Origin of the sequence: Streptococcus sp. HMSC074B11 (assembly GCF_001808705.1) — a bacterium.
GTDB lineage: Bacteria > Bacillota > Bacilli > Lactobacillales > Streptococcaceae > Streptococcus.
Window position 1 is genome coordinate 33,180 of the sequence record NZ_KV794318.1, and the last position, 13,593, is coordinate 46,772.

The window sequence follows — 13,593 nt, forward strand, 5'->3', positions numbered from 1 at the left end:
ATTTTTAACAAACCTTAATTTGAAGTTGTTTTGGTCATTTCAAGGCTAAAAATCCTTATTTTTCCTAATAAAATAGGCTATTCTCCCTTATTAAACTTTTAAAGATTTTTTTAGAAAAAAATAAGTTAAAAAGCCTACCTCTCAGTAGACTTAGTTTGATTCGATTTTAATTGGCACTCGACCATAATTTTGTTCTGCGATACTTGGGTGTCCCAGTTGATAAATTTGGTCTGCCTTTTGAGTCATAGCATCCCAAGGTTCTTTGCCAATTCGGCTGACTAGATTGACCTGTCCTTTCAGAGACTTGAGATGTTGTCTGCCTTTTTCAGTAAAGCCAAGGACATGGATGGCTTCTGGCAAGTTACTTTCTCTGGTCTGTACCAGGATATAGGTCAAGAGGCGTCTGACACGCGCTTTGGTGTACCGTTTGGTAGCAACCACCTCGACCAATTCGTCAACAGACCGGGCTATCTTGATGGCATCCTTGATGCGTACAGCCATTTCTTGATTGACCTGATAAATAGTACTTAAATCTGGATTTGACAAGATTTGATAGCGTAAAAGTGGAAAATAGTTATCCCAACTCACCTTACTCGCCTGCTCAAAAAGAGTAACAGAAGGCATAAAGCGTTCTAAGAAATCTTGATCTGATTGGTGCTGACGGAGAGCTGTGGCCGAGGCAAAGTCTACATCCTTGTTCACAGAATGATAGCCGGCTCCTTGACGCTGAATCGGATGAAGTCTGATATTTCGTCCTGAAACTGCCTTGGCATAAGCGAGAGCAAGGACATGATTGGGCGTATTGCCTGAAAAATCAAGACCTGTAAATTCCTTCCACATAGCTTGCGTTTTCTGAGGGTAAGAAAGAGAATCAGGTAAGTTATCCACAAATTTCTCCATCTCTTGACCACGTTCTGAGTATAGGTCTGCAATTTTCTGATAATCCAGAACTTCCTCTGTCCCGAAAGCAAGGGTGTTAATCCCAAAACGAGCCAAGATAGCCACTGCACCTTGACCGAAAAAATCTGCTGCTTGGACACTGGCTAAAAAGGGCAATTCTACCACTAAGTCCGCCCCATTTTCCAGCGCCATCTGAGCCCGTATCCACTTATCCACGATAGCAGGCTCCCCACGCTGCATGAAATTCCCAGACATGGCAACGATTTTCAGTCCCTCCGACTGGTCCAGCAGGTATTTGTGGCCATTATGAAAGGGATTGAACTCCGCGATAATACCTGTAATGGTCATGGAAATCTCCTACTTCTGAGCGACAAAAAACCAACGGGTACTGGTTTCTGTTGGCTCCTTGTCTTCAAAGTCCGCAAAGAGTTTGAAGGATTTGAAACCAGCCTGTTCCAGCAAGATATCATAGGTCAAGACCTCGTAAGTCCGTTCCTCATGTACCTCATCATGACGGCTAAAGGAACCATCTGCCTCCTTGACAAAGAAGGTCAGTTCATGCACTATGGAGTGAGGAGCATCGTCCTCATAGGTATCCCAAAGCATGGCAAAGTCTTCGGCGTTTTCATGGTAGGAATAGCCTGGGAAGACCTCATCTGTCTGGTAAGTCGAATGCACATCAAAGATAAAAACACCATCTTCATTGAGGGCATTATAGACTTCTTTAAAAACGTCCCCAACTTCCACTTCATCCTGCATGTAACAGATTGAGTCCGAGTAACACGTGACAAAGTCGTATTGACCAGCCTTGGATAAATCCAGCATATTGCCTTCAATGAAATCAATCTTTTGCTTGGCTGAAGCCGCTCTCTTTTCGGCAATCTTCAACATATCCGCACTCAAATCAAGTCCAGTCACATCAAAACCAGCCTGAGAGAAGCGCACTGATTGAATTCCTGTTCCACAAGCAAGCTCCAATAGTTTCTTTCTGTCCTTGGTTTTAGGTAAATGACGCAGAGAAAAGTTCGTCCATTTGTCGTATAAACTATCATCCATAACCGCATCATAGACCGCCGCAAAAGTTTCATAAGTTGCCATAATCATGATACCAAGAGCCCCATGGTAAACACCACTAGCCCTTACCTTTCTAACAATTTTCTTCTAACATAAGCAAATAAAACCCAGTTGATTACAACTGAGTTCATCTTCTATGCTAAGGCTTCTGAAATGTCTACAGAATTTGCCTCATGCCATAGTTTTTCTAGGTTATAGTGGGCACGCATTTCTTCTGAAAAGATATGCACTACGACACCACCGAGGTCTAATAGGACCCAGCCTCCAGCTGCATCGCCTTCAACATGGCTACCTTTAAAGCCAGCTTCAGCTACTTTTTCACGGATATTGTCAGCGATAGCGTCCAACTGACGGCTATTCATTGAGCTCGTGATGACAAAGTAATCTGTCACGCTAGTCAAATCTTGTACATCGAGTGCGAGAATGTCCTCGGCACGTTTCTCATCAGCCGCTTTCACGACTAGTTCTAGTAGTTCTTTTTCGTTCATTTAATCCTCTTTCTAGAAAATATGTTTGTAATCTAGGACATCTGCAAAGCGCTCCTCCCAAATGTCCTCATAAAATTCATTGATCGTTTCAGCTGGAATGTCATCCCCATCAAAGGTTGTGACAGCGCCTGCTGGAATAATCAGCTTATAGCCATATTCAAAGGCAACTTTGACAGAGGTATCCACACAATATTCAGTCTGCATACCACATAAAACTAATTTTTCAATCCCCTGTTTATCCAAGTATTCTTTTAAGCCAGTTTCTTTGAAAATACTATTATACTTCTTCTGAAAGACCTTTTCATCAGGTTTTCGATTTAAAAGCGCAGATAGTTGCCAATCTTTCGATGTTTGAGCTTCTGGACTATCAATATGTTGAACATAGATAATTTCGATATTCTTACTTCTAGCCTGATCTTGTAAATAAGAAATTTTTTCCAATAGACTTTCTGTCTTAAAACCTGTTTCCACTAAAATATTTTGTACATCAATAATGATAAAAACCGTCTTCATTTAATCCTCTTTCAAATAGTGCACATAGGTGTTATAGGTTTCAAGGGTTTGGGGATAGATAGGGAATCCCTGATGAGCCAAATGCTCTACAGTACGAGCTGTTTCAAAGGCTACTGCCTTATTGAGTGACAAACTTGCAATCTCACGAGCCTCATCCACTCCTGGAAAGGCACGATTGTGCTCGATATAGTCTGCGACGTAGATAACCTTGTCAAGGTCCGTCATCTGACCAGCTCCAACTGTATGAATTTCTATTGCACGCAAAATTTCAAGATCTTTCAAATCTAAATCTTCCTGAATCTTGTAAATTCCTACCATGCCATGCCAGACATTATTGCCCCAGTTTTTAAGGTCAGGGTCTAGCTGATAACGGTCAATCAAGTCTATAAATTCCTGATCTGACAGTTTTTTAGCATAGTCATGAAGAAGACCTGCTAGACCTGCTTTCTCGGCATCCACTCCGAATCGTTCTGCAAGTTCAATGGCTGCGCGCTCCACACCCAAACAATGGGTCAACCGCTTCTCGGGTAGAAGCTCTGCCATTTTTTCCAATAATTCCTCACGGGAACAGTTTATATAGTCCTGGTATGCCATCAGTAAAGCCCTTCTTTCTCGATATAGTCTAGTACAGGCTTAGGTAGGAGAAAGTTAGGTGTGCGTCCTTGGGCGATGAAATCACGCACCATGCTGGATGAAATATCCATGAGAGGCACATCCACCCAGATAACTGGATAAGAAGTCCCTGCCTTGTAACGTGGACGCTGAACCCCCACAAACTGAACCAAATCGACCAATTCGTCAATTCTATACCACTTAGGCAGATAGTCTACCATATCGGCACCGATAATGAAATAATAATCTGTATCTGGATTCTTCTCTGTTAAAAGCTTCATGGTGTCGTAGGTGTAGGAAACTCCCTTGCGTTCTAGCTCGATTGTCTCAATAGCTAAACCTTCGATTCCTTCGATAGCCAATTCAAGCATTTTGAGACGGTGGGGTTCAGGAATGGTTTCCTTTTTATCTACGTGAGGTGGTTGGTATTCAGGCATGAGCAGAACCTGGTCCAATCCCAACTGTTGGCGCACTTGATCTGCAACAATCAGATGGGCATTATGAACGGGATTAAAATTTCCACCCAAGATACCGACTTGTTTGCGTTTTTTATCCTTGATTTCTGGCTCTAACTCCACTTTGGTAAAGGGAGTTAATAATTCAATTGCCATAGGTTAATCTCCTTTAGTCTTCTGTAAAAACAGCTTTTGGGAGTATCGTTCTTAGATTTCTTTAACTTTTTTAGAAATCTTGCGATTTTCTTTCTTGCTTGATTGTTTATACAAAATCAAGATGCGTCCGATTTTTTGGACTGTATCCACACCGATTTCTTCTTCCAAGATTTCGGCTACTTCGTGGATATTTTCGTCTGTGTTTTGTAAGAGAGTAACCTTGATCAATTCACGAGCATCAAGTGCCTGACGAACGCTGGTTTTGATTTGGTCGTTGAGACCATTTTTCCCGATTTGGATGATGGGTTTGAGGGTGTGTGCCTGGCTGTTGAGGAAGGCACGTTGTTTTGATGTTAATGACATATTCTTTCTTCCTTTTTTGATAGTTATTTTAGGTGGTGAGGGACGGTCGGAACTATTTTTTCAATGATTTCATCTTTGAAAAATGGATTTCCTGACCTCACAATTGAGCCTAGGTCTCAATTGTGCCCCTTGCCAATCTAAAGATTGGCAATCACACCACGGCAATAACTATCTTTTTATGAGCTCACTTTGTTCGCTCGGTGATTTTATTTTAAATAATTGCTTTTCTTGTGACGACGGCGACGCCTTCTGGTGCCCAGACGGCTACTTTGGCAGTTCCTGTTACACGGATCCAGCCTAGGCCTGAGATAACTAGGTCAGTCTTATCCTTGATAGTAAAGACATGTTGGACTAGTTTTGGAAAATCATCTTTTTCCTTGTTATTTGGTGGTGTAAGGAGGGTTCCAAGGTGCTTGTCGTAAAAGGCACTAGCTCCCTCTAGCTTGGTACGATGAAGTTTGAGTTCATTGTCAAAGAAGGTTGTAAAACCTTGCTTTTCTCCTGCAATAAAGTCAAAGCGTCCCAATCCACCTAAAAATAGGGTTTGTTCAGGGTTTAGCTGATAGGTTTTTGGTTTGATTTCCTTTTTAGGACTGACATACTTGAGATTTTTAGCAGTCAAGTAGTGAGCCATCTGGTGACGATGGATAATTCCTGGAGTATCGTAGATATAAGAACCATCATCGAGTGGGATTTCAATCTTATCCAAGGTTGTTCCTGGGAAGCGTGAAGTTGTGATGACGTTCTGGTCACCCGTGATTTCCTGGATAATGGCGTTGATGAGGGTTGATTTACCAACATTGGTCACGCCGACAACATAGACGTCACGTCCCTTACGGTAGTGCTCAATCTTGTCGATTACTTCTCTAATGGCATGCTTGTTTTGTGCTGAAGTCAAGACGACATCGACTGGACGCAAGCCTTCTTCGTGAGCACGCTCCATCAGCCACTGGCTAATCTTACCAAGTTTCACTGACTTAGGTAGGATATCTTTTTTATTTCCAACCAAGAGCACATCATTGCCCGACACGAAACGTGGCAAACCTGGAATAACAGAGCCATTGAAGTCAAAGATATCAATGACATTGACCACCAAGGCATCGCTATCTCCCACCTCATGCAAGAGTTTGAGGAAATCATCATCCGTCAACTGCACATCTGTGATTTCATTATAATGACGAAGACGGAAACAACGCTGGCAATAAACTTCTCCAGTTTCCAAACCTTTTTCAAGTGCTGACTGAGGTGTAAAACCTAAACCAGTCTTATCTTCCGTCTGAATGGTTGCTCCACAACCAATACAGAGAATTTCTTCCATAATTAGATTCCTTTTTTATAAGTAATAGGGCCGTACTTTTCAGCGATTTTTCTCATCATACGACGCTCACGAGCTCGGTTAATCTGAGTCTTAATAGAGTCATGTTGAACTAATGGTTTAACCAAAATCGAGCGAATACCTGCTCGATGGGCTGCTCGAATATCCGTCATCAGCTGGTCGCCAACCATGACCACTTGGTCTTTTTCATAGTGGAAATGTTTCATGGCACGGTTAATTCCTAAAGTAAAGGGCTTCAGTGCCCAGTAAACATAGTCAATATCAAATTTTTCAACTGCTCGTTTGACACGTTTGGGAGTATTGTTGGATACCACAATGATACGTATCCCAGCATCACGCAGATCATGCAACCATTGCTTCATCTCTACTGTTCCATCTGGATTATTCCAAGCAATCAGGGTATTGTCCAAATCCACCAAAACAGCTTTGATTCCCTGTTTTTGCAGGCTTTGAACTGTCAGATCATAAACTGCTTCCACAGCAAAATCTGGCATGTAATTTTCAATCGCCATTCTGGCTCCTTCTCTTTTATTTTCTAGTAATTTTCTTCAGCCATTGAGATAAGGCTGCCCATAAAATCAAGCTAGCTATTAAGATATAAATCCAAGCATTGGGCTCTTCTGTAAATGGTAGAGGAACATTCATTCCGAAAAAACCTGTAATAACCGCAAGGACTGCTAGTAAGACGGAGATAATGGTCAAAATTGTCAAACTATCATTCAGGTTATTGTTTAGGATGTTGTTGTAAGAAGCGGAGAGTTGTTGCAAGACTTGAGAAATCAAATCTGTCATGGACACCAACTGATGGGCTTCAATCATAGCATCATCAAACTGCTCTCTTTCCACTTCGTTAAAGTTCCGATAAAGCGCGTGTCCTTGGATATGTTCCAAGAGGAGGCGATTTTGTTTAGCCGCAGCTGTCAAGTAAACCATACCAGTTTCCAAGTCAGAGAGGGCAAAAAGATTTTTTTTAGTGGTTGTTTGACGCAACAAGGCACTGATTTCATCCTTGCTTTTATCCATCTGTTCAATGACAGGATAATAAGCATTGCTGATAAGCTCTAAACCGGCAAATAGAAACTTGTAGATTGAAATGATTTCATGATTTTCAAGATAGCCTAGCATCTGATCAATGACATAAGCATTCTTATGATTGCTGATGGTAATCATTCGTTGCTTTTCTACGATAAAGGTCATAGGAATGGCTTCATAGTATTCCTTGTCCCTTTCTAAGTCAAGAACGTTGTAGATAAAGGTCACTGTCCCATTTTCACGGTTATAATCCATGTGGGCCCGTTCGTTTCTATCCAGCGCATACTCGATGGTTTCTTTATCCAATCCATAGATTTCAGATAAATCTTCAAGATTTTTGATGATTTCCACATCTAGATTAATCCAGGTGCAACCATTCCCTAACTGCTTATCTAAAAACATCGTTTCTCCTTTACCAAACTCTTTCCATTGTACCATAAATCAGGTAAAATTTCAGTCCTCGTCTTTTCTTGAAAAATTGCTAACGACGGTGATATTCCGATTAGGAACAAAATGAAGAGCTTGGTCATCACTTCGCAGTTGAGTTGTCCGAATTCCTACACTAACGACTTTCCCCGATACGGTAATTGGGCCGTTAGTCAAGACAACCTCATCTCCAACGTCCAACTGGCGCTCAAAGAGAATAAAGAAGCCATTGATGACATCTGATAGAAAACCTTGTGCTCCCATACCGATGGCCACCCCAGCAATCCCCGCACCTGCAAGCAAGCTAGAAACAGGCAACCCTAAGATAGACAAGATACAGTAAATCAAGAAAAAATAAAGGATATAGTTAAAAATATTCTCAAGCAAACGAGAAATGGTCTTTTGTCTACCAGCATCTCGATTTGAAAACTTAAGTGAAGGTTTAACAATCTTTCTTACAGCAGCATGGAGAAACTTTTTGACAATATAAAAGATAAGAATCAGTAGCAAAAGGGAAATCACCTTGGTTAAGAGATTCTCTAAAACAGTTGTTACATCTAATTTATCCAGATAACGTTGAAAAAATTCTTGCATATAAAACTCCTTTTCTATTCATTATACCATAAATCCTTCCTCGCCATCCTTTTCATAAATATTCATTTATTCCAACAAAACTTATAACTCACTTGCTTTTCAAGCATATTTATACTATAATCATAAACAATACACAAAAAAGGAGACCTCTATGAAAAGAATTATTCGTGCTTGGAACAAAACAAATCTGATCAAACGGATCGGAATTGGAATGACCTTAGGAGCTATTCTAGGTCTACTCGTTCCTAATCTAACTGGCATCGGTTTATTGGGAGATTTATTTGTAGGAGGACTAAAGGCCATTGCCCCTATCCTGGTTTTTGCTTTAGTCGCTAACGCCCTTTCCCAACACCAGAAAGGCCAAGATAGCAATATGAAAAAAGTCATTTTCCTCTATTTGCTGGGGACTTTTGCTGCGGCTCTTGTAGCAGTTTTGGCTAGCTTTCTCTTCCCTGTTCAGATGGTCTTGAGTAGTGCTAGTACAGAAGTTACTCCTCCAGACGGCATCGGACAAGTCCTCAGTAATCTCCTACTGAAAATAGTGGACAATCCTGTCAACGCCATCATCGGAGCTAACTATATCGGAATTTTGTCTTGGGCTATCGTCTTTGGAGTTGCCATGCGTGAAGCTAGCAAAAATAGCAAGGAACTACTCAAAACAATGGCCAGTGTGACTTCAAAAATCGTCGAATGGATCATTAACCTTGCGCCATTTGGTATCCTCGGATTAGTCTTCGAAACCATCTCTGGACAAGGTATTGCGAGTTTAGCAAATTACGGAATCTTACTCGGACTTTTGATTGCCACTATGGTTTTCGTTGCCCTAGTGATCAATCCTCTGATTGCTTTTCTCTTTATCAAGAAAAATCCTTATCCACTTGTTTGGAAATGTTTGCGTATCAGCGGAGTCACAGCCTTTTTCACTCGAAGCTCAGCTGCAAATATCCCTGTTAATATGAAACTTTGTGAGGATCTAGGTCTCAATCCAGATACCTATTCTGTCTCTATCCCACTTGGATCAACTATCAATATGGCTGGAGCTGCTGTCACTATCAATATCTTAACCCTAGCAGCTGTCAATACCCTTGGAATCTCAGTTGATTTTGCAACAGCCTTTGTACTCAGTATCGTTGCAGCCATCTCTGCCTGCGGTGCTTCAGGAATTGCTGGAGGTTCTCTCCTACTTATCCCAGTTGCCTGCAGTCTCTTTGGGATTACCAATGATATCGCTATGCAGGTTGTAGGTGTAGGTTTCGTTATCGGTGTTATCCAAGACTCTTGTGAAACTGCCCTCAACTCTTCAACAGATGTCCTCTTTACAGCAGTAGCTGAATTTTCCTCTGCTCGCAATAAATAATCAAGGCAAGCCTATTTAGGGCTTGTTTTGTCTGGTTTCTATCAATTACTTTAGGAAATGTCTCATGTCTATCACCCAACGTACTTTTAAACTCGTTCTGGCAACCTGTTTGGCCTGTGTTCTAGCCAACTTTCTGGATTTATCTTCAGCAGTGTCCGCTGGTATCATTGCCCTATTGAGCTTATCGGATACCCGTCGAAGCACCATTAAACTAGCTCGCAATCGTTTATTTTCAACCCTTCTTGCTCTTTTCATTGGTGTCCTTTCCTTTCAAATGACTGGCTACCACATCTGGAGTTTTGGTCTCTATTTGGCCCTCTATGTCCCTCTAGCCTATAAACTGGGCTGGGAGATTGGTATTACCCCGAGTAGTGTCCTAGTCAGTCATCTCTTGGTTCAGAAGTCAACATCACCAGATCTGCTAGTGAATGAACTCCTCCTATTTCTGATCGGTACGGGATTCGCCTTGACTGTCAATCTTTACATGCCTTCTCGGCAAGAAGAAATCCATCTCTATCATCTCAAGGTAGAAGAAAAACTCAAACACATCCTACAACGTTTTGAATATTATCTTGGAAAGGGCGATGGTCGTAACCGTGCCCAACTCGTTGAAGAACTGGATCAGCTTCTTGAAGAAGCTCTCAAACTGGTCTATCTTGATCACTCTGACCACCTCTTTCATCAGACCGACTATCATATCCACTATTTCGAAATGAGACAGAGACAGAGTCGCATTCTTCGTAATATGGCCCAGCAAATCAACACCTGTAATCTAGCCGCAAGCGAAAGCCTAATCCTTGCCCAGCTATTCGCTAAAATTGCAGATCAACTCAGCCAGACCAATCCTGCCAACGATTTATTAAATGATATTGAAAGCTACCTGCAAGTATTTCGCAATCGCAATCTCCCTAAAACAAGGGAAGAATTTGAAACACGCGCAACCTTACTTCAACTCCTGCGCGAATTGGAAAACTTTATTCAACTGAAAGTTGACTTCTATCAACGCTATTCTGAAGAAAAAAGCAATCTATCATCATAAACAAAACACCTTTTGAACTGCGAAAACTTGCAATTCAAAAGGTGTTTTTCTGTCTCGAACCTAGCTAACTAGTGAATCTTACTAAGTAGCAAAATTGCTATGAACTCCTAATGATAGACTTATCTTTTCCTTAAGAAGTATAGATGGAATTTCTAAACTCATTTGATTCTTTGAGGTAGGCTTTATATATAGCTTTTTTCAACTTCTGAACAGGAGTTTCAATGAAACGGTATTGTTTTTGGCTGATATTTCCTGCTTTAATCTGAGCAAGTTCTTCTTTTACCGCTTCTTCCATCAATTGCTTCATTCGTTCAGGACTTGAAATCACTTCTTGCTTACCTTTATAGTCAATGGTAATCGGTTTTAATTTACTGATATTCGCGATCCGTTCATCCATTTGTTCCTTCTTGAATTGAGCATAGGTCTTACCAGCTAAGATCTTTTCAAAGATGTATTGGTCTGACAAGGGACGATTCTCTTTTTCTGCATCTTGCTTGTACTGATTAGAGACATAAGGAACGAAACCTTCGTAATAGCCAAGAGCTGCCATGAGTTCAAAGGCTTGTTTTCTAAAGCTGATATCACCACTCATTCCCTTATCATTTTCGTTGACACCATAAATCGTATCAAACATATCAACGGTATAATAACCATTGGCATCTACTTTCCCTGTAGCCGTGAATCCTTTAATGATATAGCGATTTACCACGATATGATTGTCAATCAAACTATGAACATCTCCTAGCTTGCTAGCATCTGCCTCGGTTAAAGCCTTGATTTCCTCGCTCTGGTGGCTTGGTTTGACAGATGGATTTGGATAAGGAACAGGTGTTCTTGAACCACTTGTCGCACTTGGTAAGAGTTGCTTGAAGTAGACTGCCTTATCCGCAGCTGACAATCCTCGACTTGCCTCAGCTTCTAGATAATCTAAAGTATAGAGGACATCGAAACTACCGTGCATATATTCTTTCAAATCTGCGGCTGATTTAAAGCGCTCAGGTGTCTTGTTGTAGAAACTGTCTTTGTCACTCTCGTCATAGACAAAGTTCAAGTTAAAGTAGCTATCCGTTTCCGGAGTGTAGGAGTTTTCAAAGATTCCACGTGCATAGAATTCTGCTCCTGTACCATCCCGTCGACCATAATTGTTAAAGAGAACTGTACGATCCAACAAGTGAGTCATTTCATGAGAGTAAGTCGCTGACCCTCGATCGTCCAAGACCCTATCAATAAAGTAACGCACACCAGCACCATTTGCCTCAGCACCTACTGATTGAGGCGGAGAATACATGCCTAGCGGAGACATAAAGTCCTTGACTCCCTTATCCGCCTCTGAACCAAACTCCTTGGACCAGGTTTCCTTGATACCTGCATTTTGCTTGCTAGTATACTTTTTCATAGTATCCACAATCAAACGGTTGGTTACTAGTTTTGATTGATTGTCTTTTTTAGTGATTCTATAAAGCGTATCAACATAAGCAGCCTGACGCTCAGCCGTCAATTCAACCAGAGCCTTCACTTTTTCCAATTCAGCCTTATATTGAGTAGGATTGCTTTGAGCCAGTGAGGTATCCATATAAGTTCCGATATTTCCGTAGGAAACAGTTGCCATATTAGTAATGGCATAGATGCTCGGTTCCTTGATATTCACTAGGCCTAGAAGGGTAGCCATGTTATATTGTTTGCGATTATCAATCTGTTGAGGTTCTGCCCCATACTTGGCAGGATCAGAGGTCAACTTCGTGTAGAGACTGACATTTTCATCTGTCTTCTCTTTGGATTTCTTCTCAACAACGATGGCTTTTGTAGCATCCTTCAACCAAGTATCACCATCCATGTTTGTAAAGGTAGTTCGGTTATAGTCAAGGAAGTCTAATAAGGTTGACTTATCGGTTACTTTTCCAAAGTATGTTTCAAATGTTCGTGGGCTATTGACCAGCTTCATCTCATCATAGCTCATTGAACCTAGAGATGTTAGCCATTCTAATGACGTCACCTTCTTGCCAAAGGAACTTGGATTGTAGGCAAGAATATCACGGATGTTGGTCTTACCAAAATCAATATTGTAGAAACGATTGATATAGGTTAAACCTAGGAGAATTTTTTCCTTATTAGCTTCTAAATCTGCCTGAACCTTAGCTCTGGTTTCTGCTGTGTTTCCGAGCACACTCAAGGTATTGGCTACAACTTTTTTAAGGTCTGTATCTAGGGTCTTTTTCGTTTCTTCAAGCGCGTCTTTAATAGATAATCTTTCTAGATATTCTTTGCGAAGGACTTCTTTAACCTCTTCATCTGTAATAGTAGGATTGATCTTTTTGAGTTCAATCTTCTTACTAATCACATCTCGCCCCAGAATATTTGGCCTGAAGGCATTTGTCACGTAAGCATTGGAAAGCAGGTCCACAGCCTTCATTCCTTGGCTAGCAGGTCGTACATCGATAGCATTTTCTAACTCCGTATTCACTGGAAGAAGATGAGGTTTGTTTTCTTTGGTTCCCACCAAGATGACCTTTGGCTTCATTGCTTTTGTCACAGCACTTGTTTCCGTGTGTGATAGCAATTCACCTGTTTGAGGATTCACTTCATAAACTCTGGTAGTGGTGGTCTCGCCAGGCTCACCCTGACTTTCTACTTTTTCAAGGTCCTTATCAAGTCTTGGTTCCTGACGGCGTTCCTCCTTGATTGGAATTGGCGTCACGATAGTTGCGACATTTCCGACCTTCACTACCTTATCAATCGGAGCTGTTACTTCTTTTTGGTGATCTCTTTCTGTAACCTGACCTGTCTGAGTATCTACTTGGTAGGTGGTAGTCGTTTTTTCGCTTCCTTCCTTACCTGGAACAACAACTTTTTCTGTTTGATAAGGAAGTGTCGGGTCCGCTTCATATATCGTATTATTTGCGATGACCTTTGTTTCTACACTTGGTTTGGTCCCAACTAGAACAACCTCATCTACCTTTTCCACCAAGTTTTTTGATGTACTAGACTCTATAATCTGGCCACTTGTTTGATCTCTTGTATATCGGGTAGTAGTTTCTACTTGTCCATTGACTCCATGAATTTTCGTCTTCCTAGTTCCGACATCTTGACTGTCATCTGCTTGATAAATTGTTTTGTAGGGGATTGTTTGGGTGTCAACTTTTGGTTGTGGTACAGGCAAAGGCTCTTTTTTAGTCCCTACAAGGATGATTTCTGGAACCGGGGCTCTTGTTATTTCATTGGAAACCAGTTTGCGAGTTTCCTTGCCATCG

The 13,593-nt window shown here is 41.2% G+C and carries 14 protein-coding genes; 2 read left to right on the forward strand and 12 right to left on the reverse strand.

The genetic code is table 11. From position 1 onward, the window contains the following. Nucleotides 1–150 precede the first annotated feature (150 nt). The 11 genes from HMPREF2619_RS10565 to HMPREF2619_RS10615 form a co-directional block, all read right to left on the reverse strand. Nucleotides 151–1,248, reverse strand: coding sequence for a nucleotidyltransferase (locus HMPREF2619_RS10565; RefSeq protein ID WP_070461171.1), 1,098 nt, complete (start codon nt 1,246–1,248; stop codon nt 151–153). A gap of 9 nt (nt 1,249–1,257) precedes the next feature. After that, entirely contained in the window at nt 1,258–1,998 is a 741-nt protein-coding gene (locus HMPREF2619_RS10570) for a class I SAM-dependent DNA methyltransferase (protein ID WP_070461201.1), read from the reverse strand. 110 nt (nt 1,999–2,108) lie between these two features. Next, nucleotides 2,109–2,462, reverse strand: a complete 354-nt coding sequence (rsfS, locus tag HMPREF2619_RS10575; RefSeq protein ID WP_049503418.1) for a ribosome silencing factor — start codon at nt 2,460–2,462, stop codon at nt 2,109–2,111. A 12-nt stretch (nt 2,463–2,474) separates the two neighbouring features. Continuing rightward, a complete protein-coding gene (locus tag HMPREF2619_RS10580; RefSeq protein WP_070461173.1) occupies nt 2,475–2,975 on the reverse strand; it encodes a cysteine hydrolase family protein in 501 nt (166 codons plus the stop codon). Continuing rightward, nucleotides 2,976–3,569: a bis(5'-nucleosyl)-tetraphosphatase (symmetrical) YqeK gene (yqeK, locus tag HMPREF2619_RS10585; RefSeq protein ID WP_070461178.1), complete on the reverse strand. Its 594-nt coding sequence runs from the start codon at nt 3,567–3,569 to the stop codon at nt 2,976–2,978. It abuts the gene before it with no gap. After that, entirely contained in the window at nt 3,569–4,198 is a 630-nt protein-coding gene (locus HMPREF2619_RS10590) for a nicotinate-nucleotide adenylyltransferase (RefSeq protein ID WP_070461181.1), read from the reverse strand. The genes yqeK and HMPREF2619_RS10590 overlap by 1 nt, the downstream gene beginning before the upstream one ends. A 51-nt stretch (nt 4,199–4,249) precedes the next feature. Next, nucleotides 4,250–4,561: a ribosome assembly RNA-binding protein YhbY gene (gene yhbY / locus HMPREF2619_RS10595; protein WP_000060171.1), complete on the reverse strand. Its 312-nt coding sequence runs from the start codon at nt 4,559–4,561 to the stop codon at nt 4,250–4,252. A 211-nt stretch (nt 4,562–4,772) separates the two neighbouring features. Further along, nucleotides 4,773–5,879, reverse strand: coding sequence for a ribosome biogenesis GTPase YqeH (gene yqeH / locus HMPREF2619_RS10600; protein WP_070461183.1), 1,107 nt, complete (start codon nt 5,877–5,879; stop codon nt 4,773–4,775). 2 nt (nt 5,880–5,881) lie between these two features. After that, nucleotides 5,882–6,409, reverse strand: coding sequence for a YqeG family HAD IIIA-type phosphatase (locus HMPREF2619_RS10605; RefSeq protein WP_070461186.1), 528 nt, complete (start codon nt 6,407–6,409; stop codon nt 5,882–5,884). A gap of 16 nt (nt 6,410–6,425) precedes the next feature. Beyond that, on the reverse strand, nt 6,426–7,331 hold the full coding sequence (locus HMPREF2619_RS10610; RefSeq protein ID WP_045763161.1) for a magnesium transporter CorA family protein: 906 nt from the start codon (nt 7,329–7,331) through the stop codon (nt 6,426–6,428). Nucleotides 7,332–7,382: 51 nt separating this feature from the next. Beyond that, nucleotides 7,383–7,949, reverse strand: a complete 567-nt coding sequence (locus HMPREF2619_RS10615; protein WP_070461189.1) for a mechanosensitive ion channel family protein — start codon at nt 7,947–7,949, stop codon at nt 7,383–7,385. Nucleotides 7,950–8,100: 151 nt separating this feature from the next. Between HMPREF2619_RS10615 and sstT the strand changes: the two genes are divergently transcribed. Both sstT and HMPREF2619_RS10625 read left to right on the forward strand, forming a co-directional pair. Beyond that, nucleotides 8,101–9,306, forward strand: coding sequence for a serine/threonine transporter SstT (sstT, locus tag HMPREF2619_RS10620; protein ID WP_070461192.1), 1,206 nt, complete (start codon nt 8,101–8,103; stop codon nt 9,304–9,306). Nucleotides 9,307–9,370: 64 nt separating this feature from the next. Beyond that, on the forward strand, nt 9,371–10,345 hold the full coding sequence (locus HMPREF2619_RS10625) for an aromatic acid exporter family protein (RefSeq protein ID WP_070461195.1): 975 nt from the start codon (nt 9,371–9,373) through the stop codon (nt 10,343–10,345). Between the two features lie 130 nt (nt 10,346–10,475). On the opposite strand, the gene HMPREF2619_RS10630 is transcribed toward HMPREF2619_RS10625, so the two are convergent. Continuing rightward, nucleotides 10,476–13,593 (reverse strand): ZmpA/ZmpB/ZmpC family metallo-endopeptidase (locus HMPREF2619_RS10630; RefSeq protein ID WP_186821513.1); only part of this gene is annotated, 3,118 nt, incomplete at its 5' end.

Bases quoted from the DNA above. Each gene is read 5' to 3' on its own strand.
- HMPREF2619_RS10565 (WP_070461171.1), bottom strand. From the start codon at position 1,248: ATGACCATTACAGGTATTATCGCGGAGTTCAATCCCTTTCATAATGGC.
- HMPREF2619_RS10570 (WP_070461201.1), bottom strand. From the start codon at position 1,998: ATGGCAACTTATGAAACTTTTGCGGCGGTCTATGATGCGGTTATGGAT.
- rsfS (WP_049503418.1), bottom strand. From the start codon at position 2,462: ATGAACGAAAAAGAACTACTAGAACTAGTCGTGAAAGCGGCTGATGAG.
- HMPREF2619_RS10580 (WP_070461173.1), bottom strand. From the start codon at position 2,975: ATGAAGACGGTTTTTATCATTATTGATGTACAAAATATTTTAGTGGAA.
- yqeK (WP_070461178.1), bottom strand. From the start codon at position 3,569: ATGGCATACCAGGACTATATAAACTGTTCCCGTGAGGAATTATTGGAA.
- HMPREF2619_RS10590 (WP_070461181.1), bottom strand. From the start codon at position 4,198: ATGGCAATTGAATTATTAACTCCCTTTACCAAAGTGGAGTTAGAGCCA.
- yhbY (WP_000060171.1), bottom strand. From the start codon at position 4,561: ATGTCATTAACATCAAAACAACGTGCCTTCCTCAACAGCCAGGCACAC.
- yqeH (WP_070461183.1), bottom strand. From the start codon at position 5,879: ATGGAAGAAATTCTCTGTATTGGTTGTGGAGCAACCATTCAGACGGAA.
- HMPREF2619_RS10605 (WP_070461186.1), bottom strand. From the start codon at position 6,409: ATGGCGATTGAAAATTACATGCCAGATTTTGCTGTGGAAGCAGTTTAT.
- HMPREF2619_RS10610 (WP_045763161.1), bottom strand. From the start codon at position 7,331: ATGTTTTTAGATAAGCAGTTAGGGAATGGTTGCACCTGGATTAATCTA.
- HMPREF2619_RS10615 (WP_070461189.1), bottom strand. From the start codon at position 7,949: ATGCAAGAATTTTTTCAACGTTATCTGGATAAATTAGATGTAACAACT.
- sstT (WP_070461192.1), top strand. From the start codon at position 8,101: ATGAAAAGAATTATTCGTGCTTGGAACAAAACAAATCTGATCAAACGG.
- HMPREF2619_RS10625 (WP_070461195.1), top strand. From the start codon at position 9,371: ATGTCTATCACCCAACGTACTTTTAAACTCGTTCTGGCAACCTGTTTG.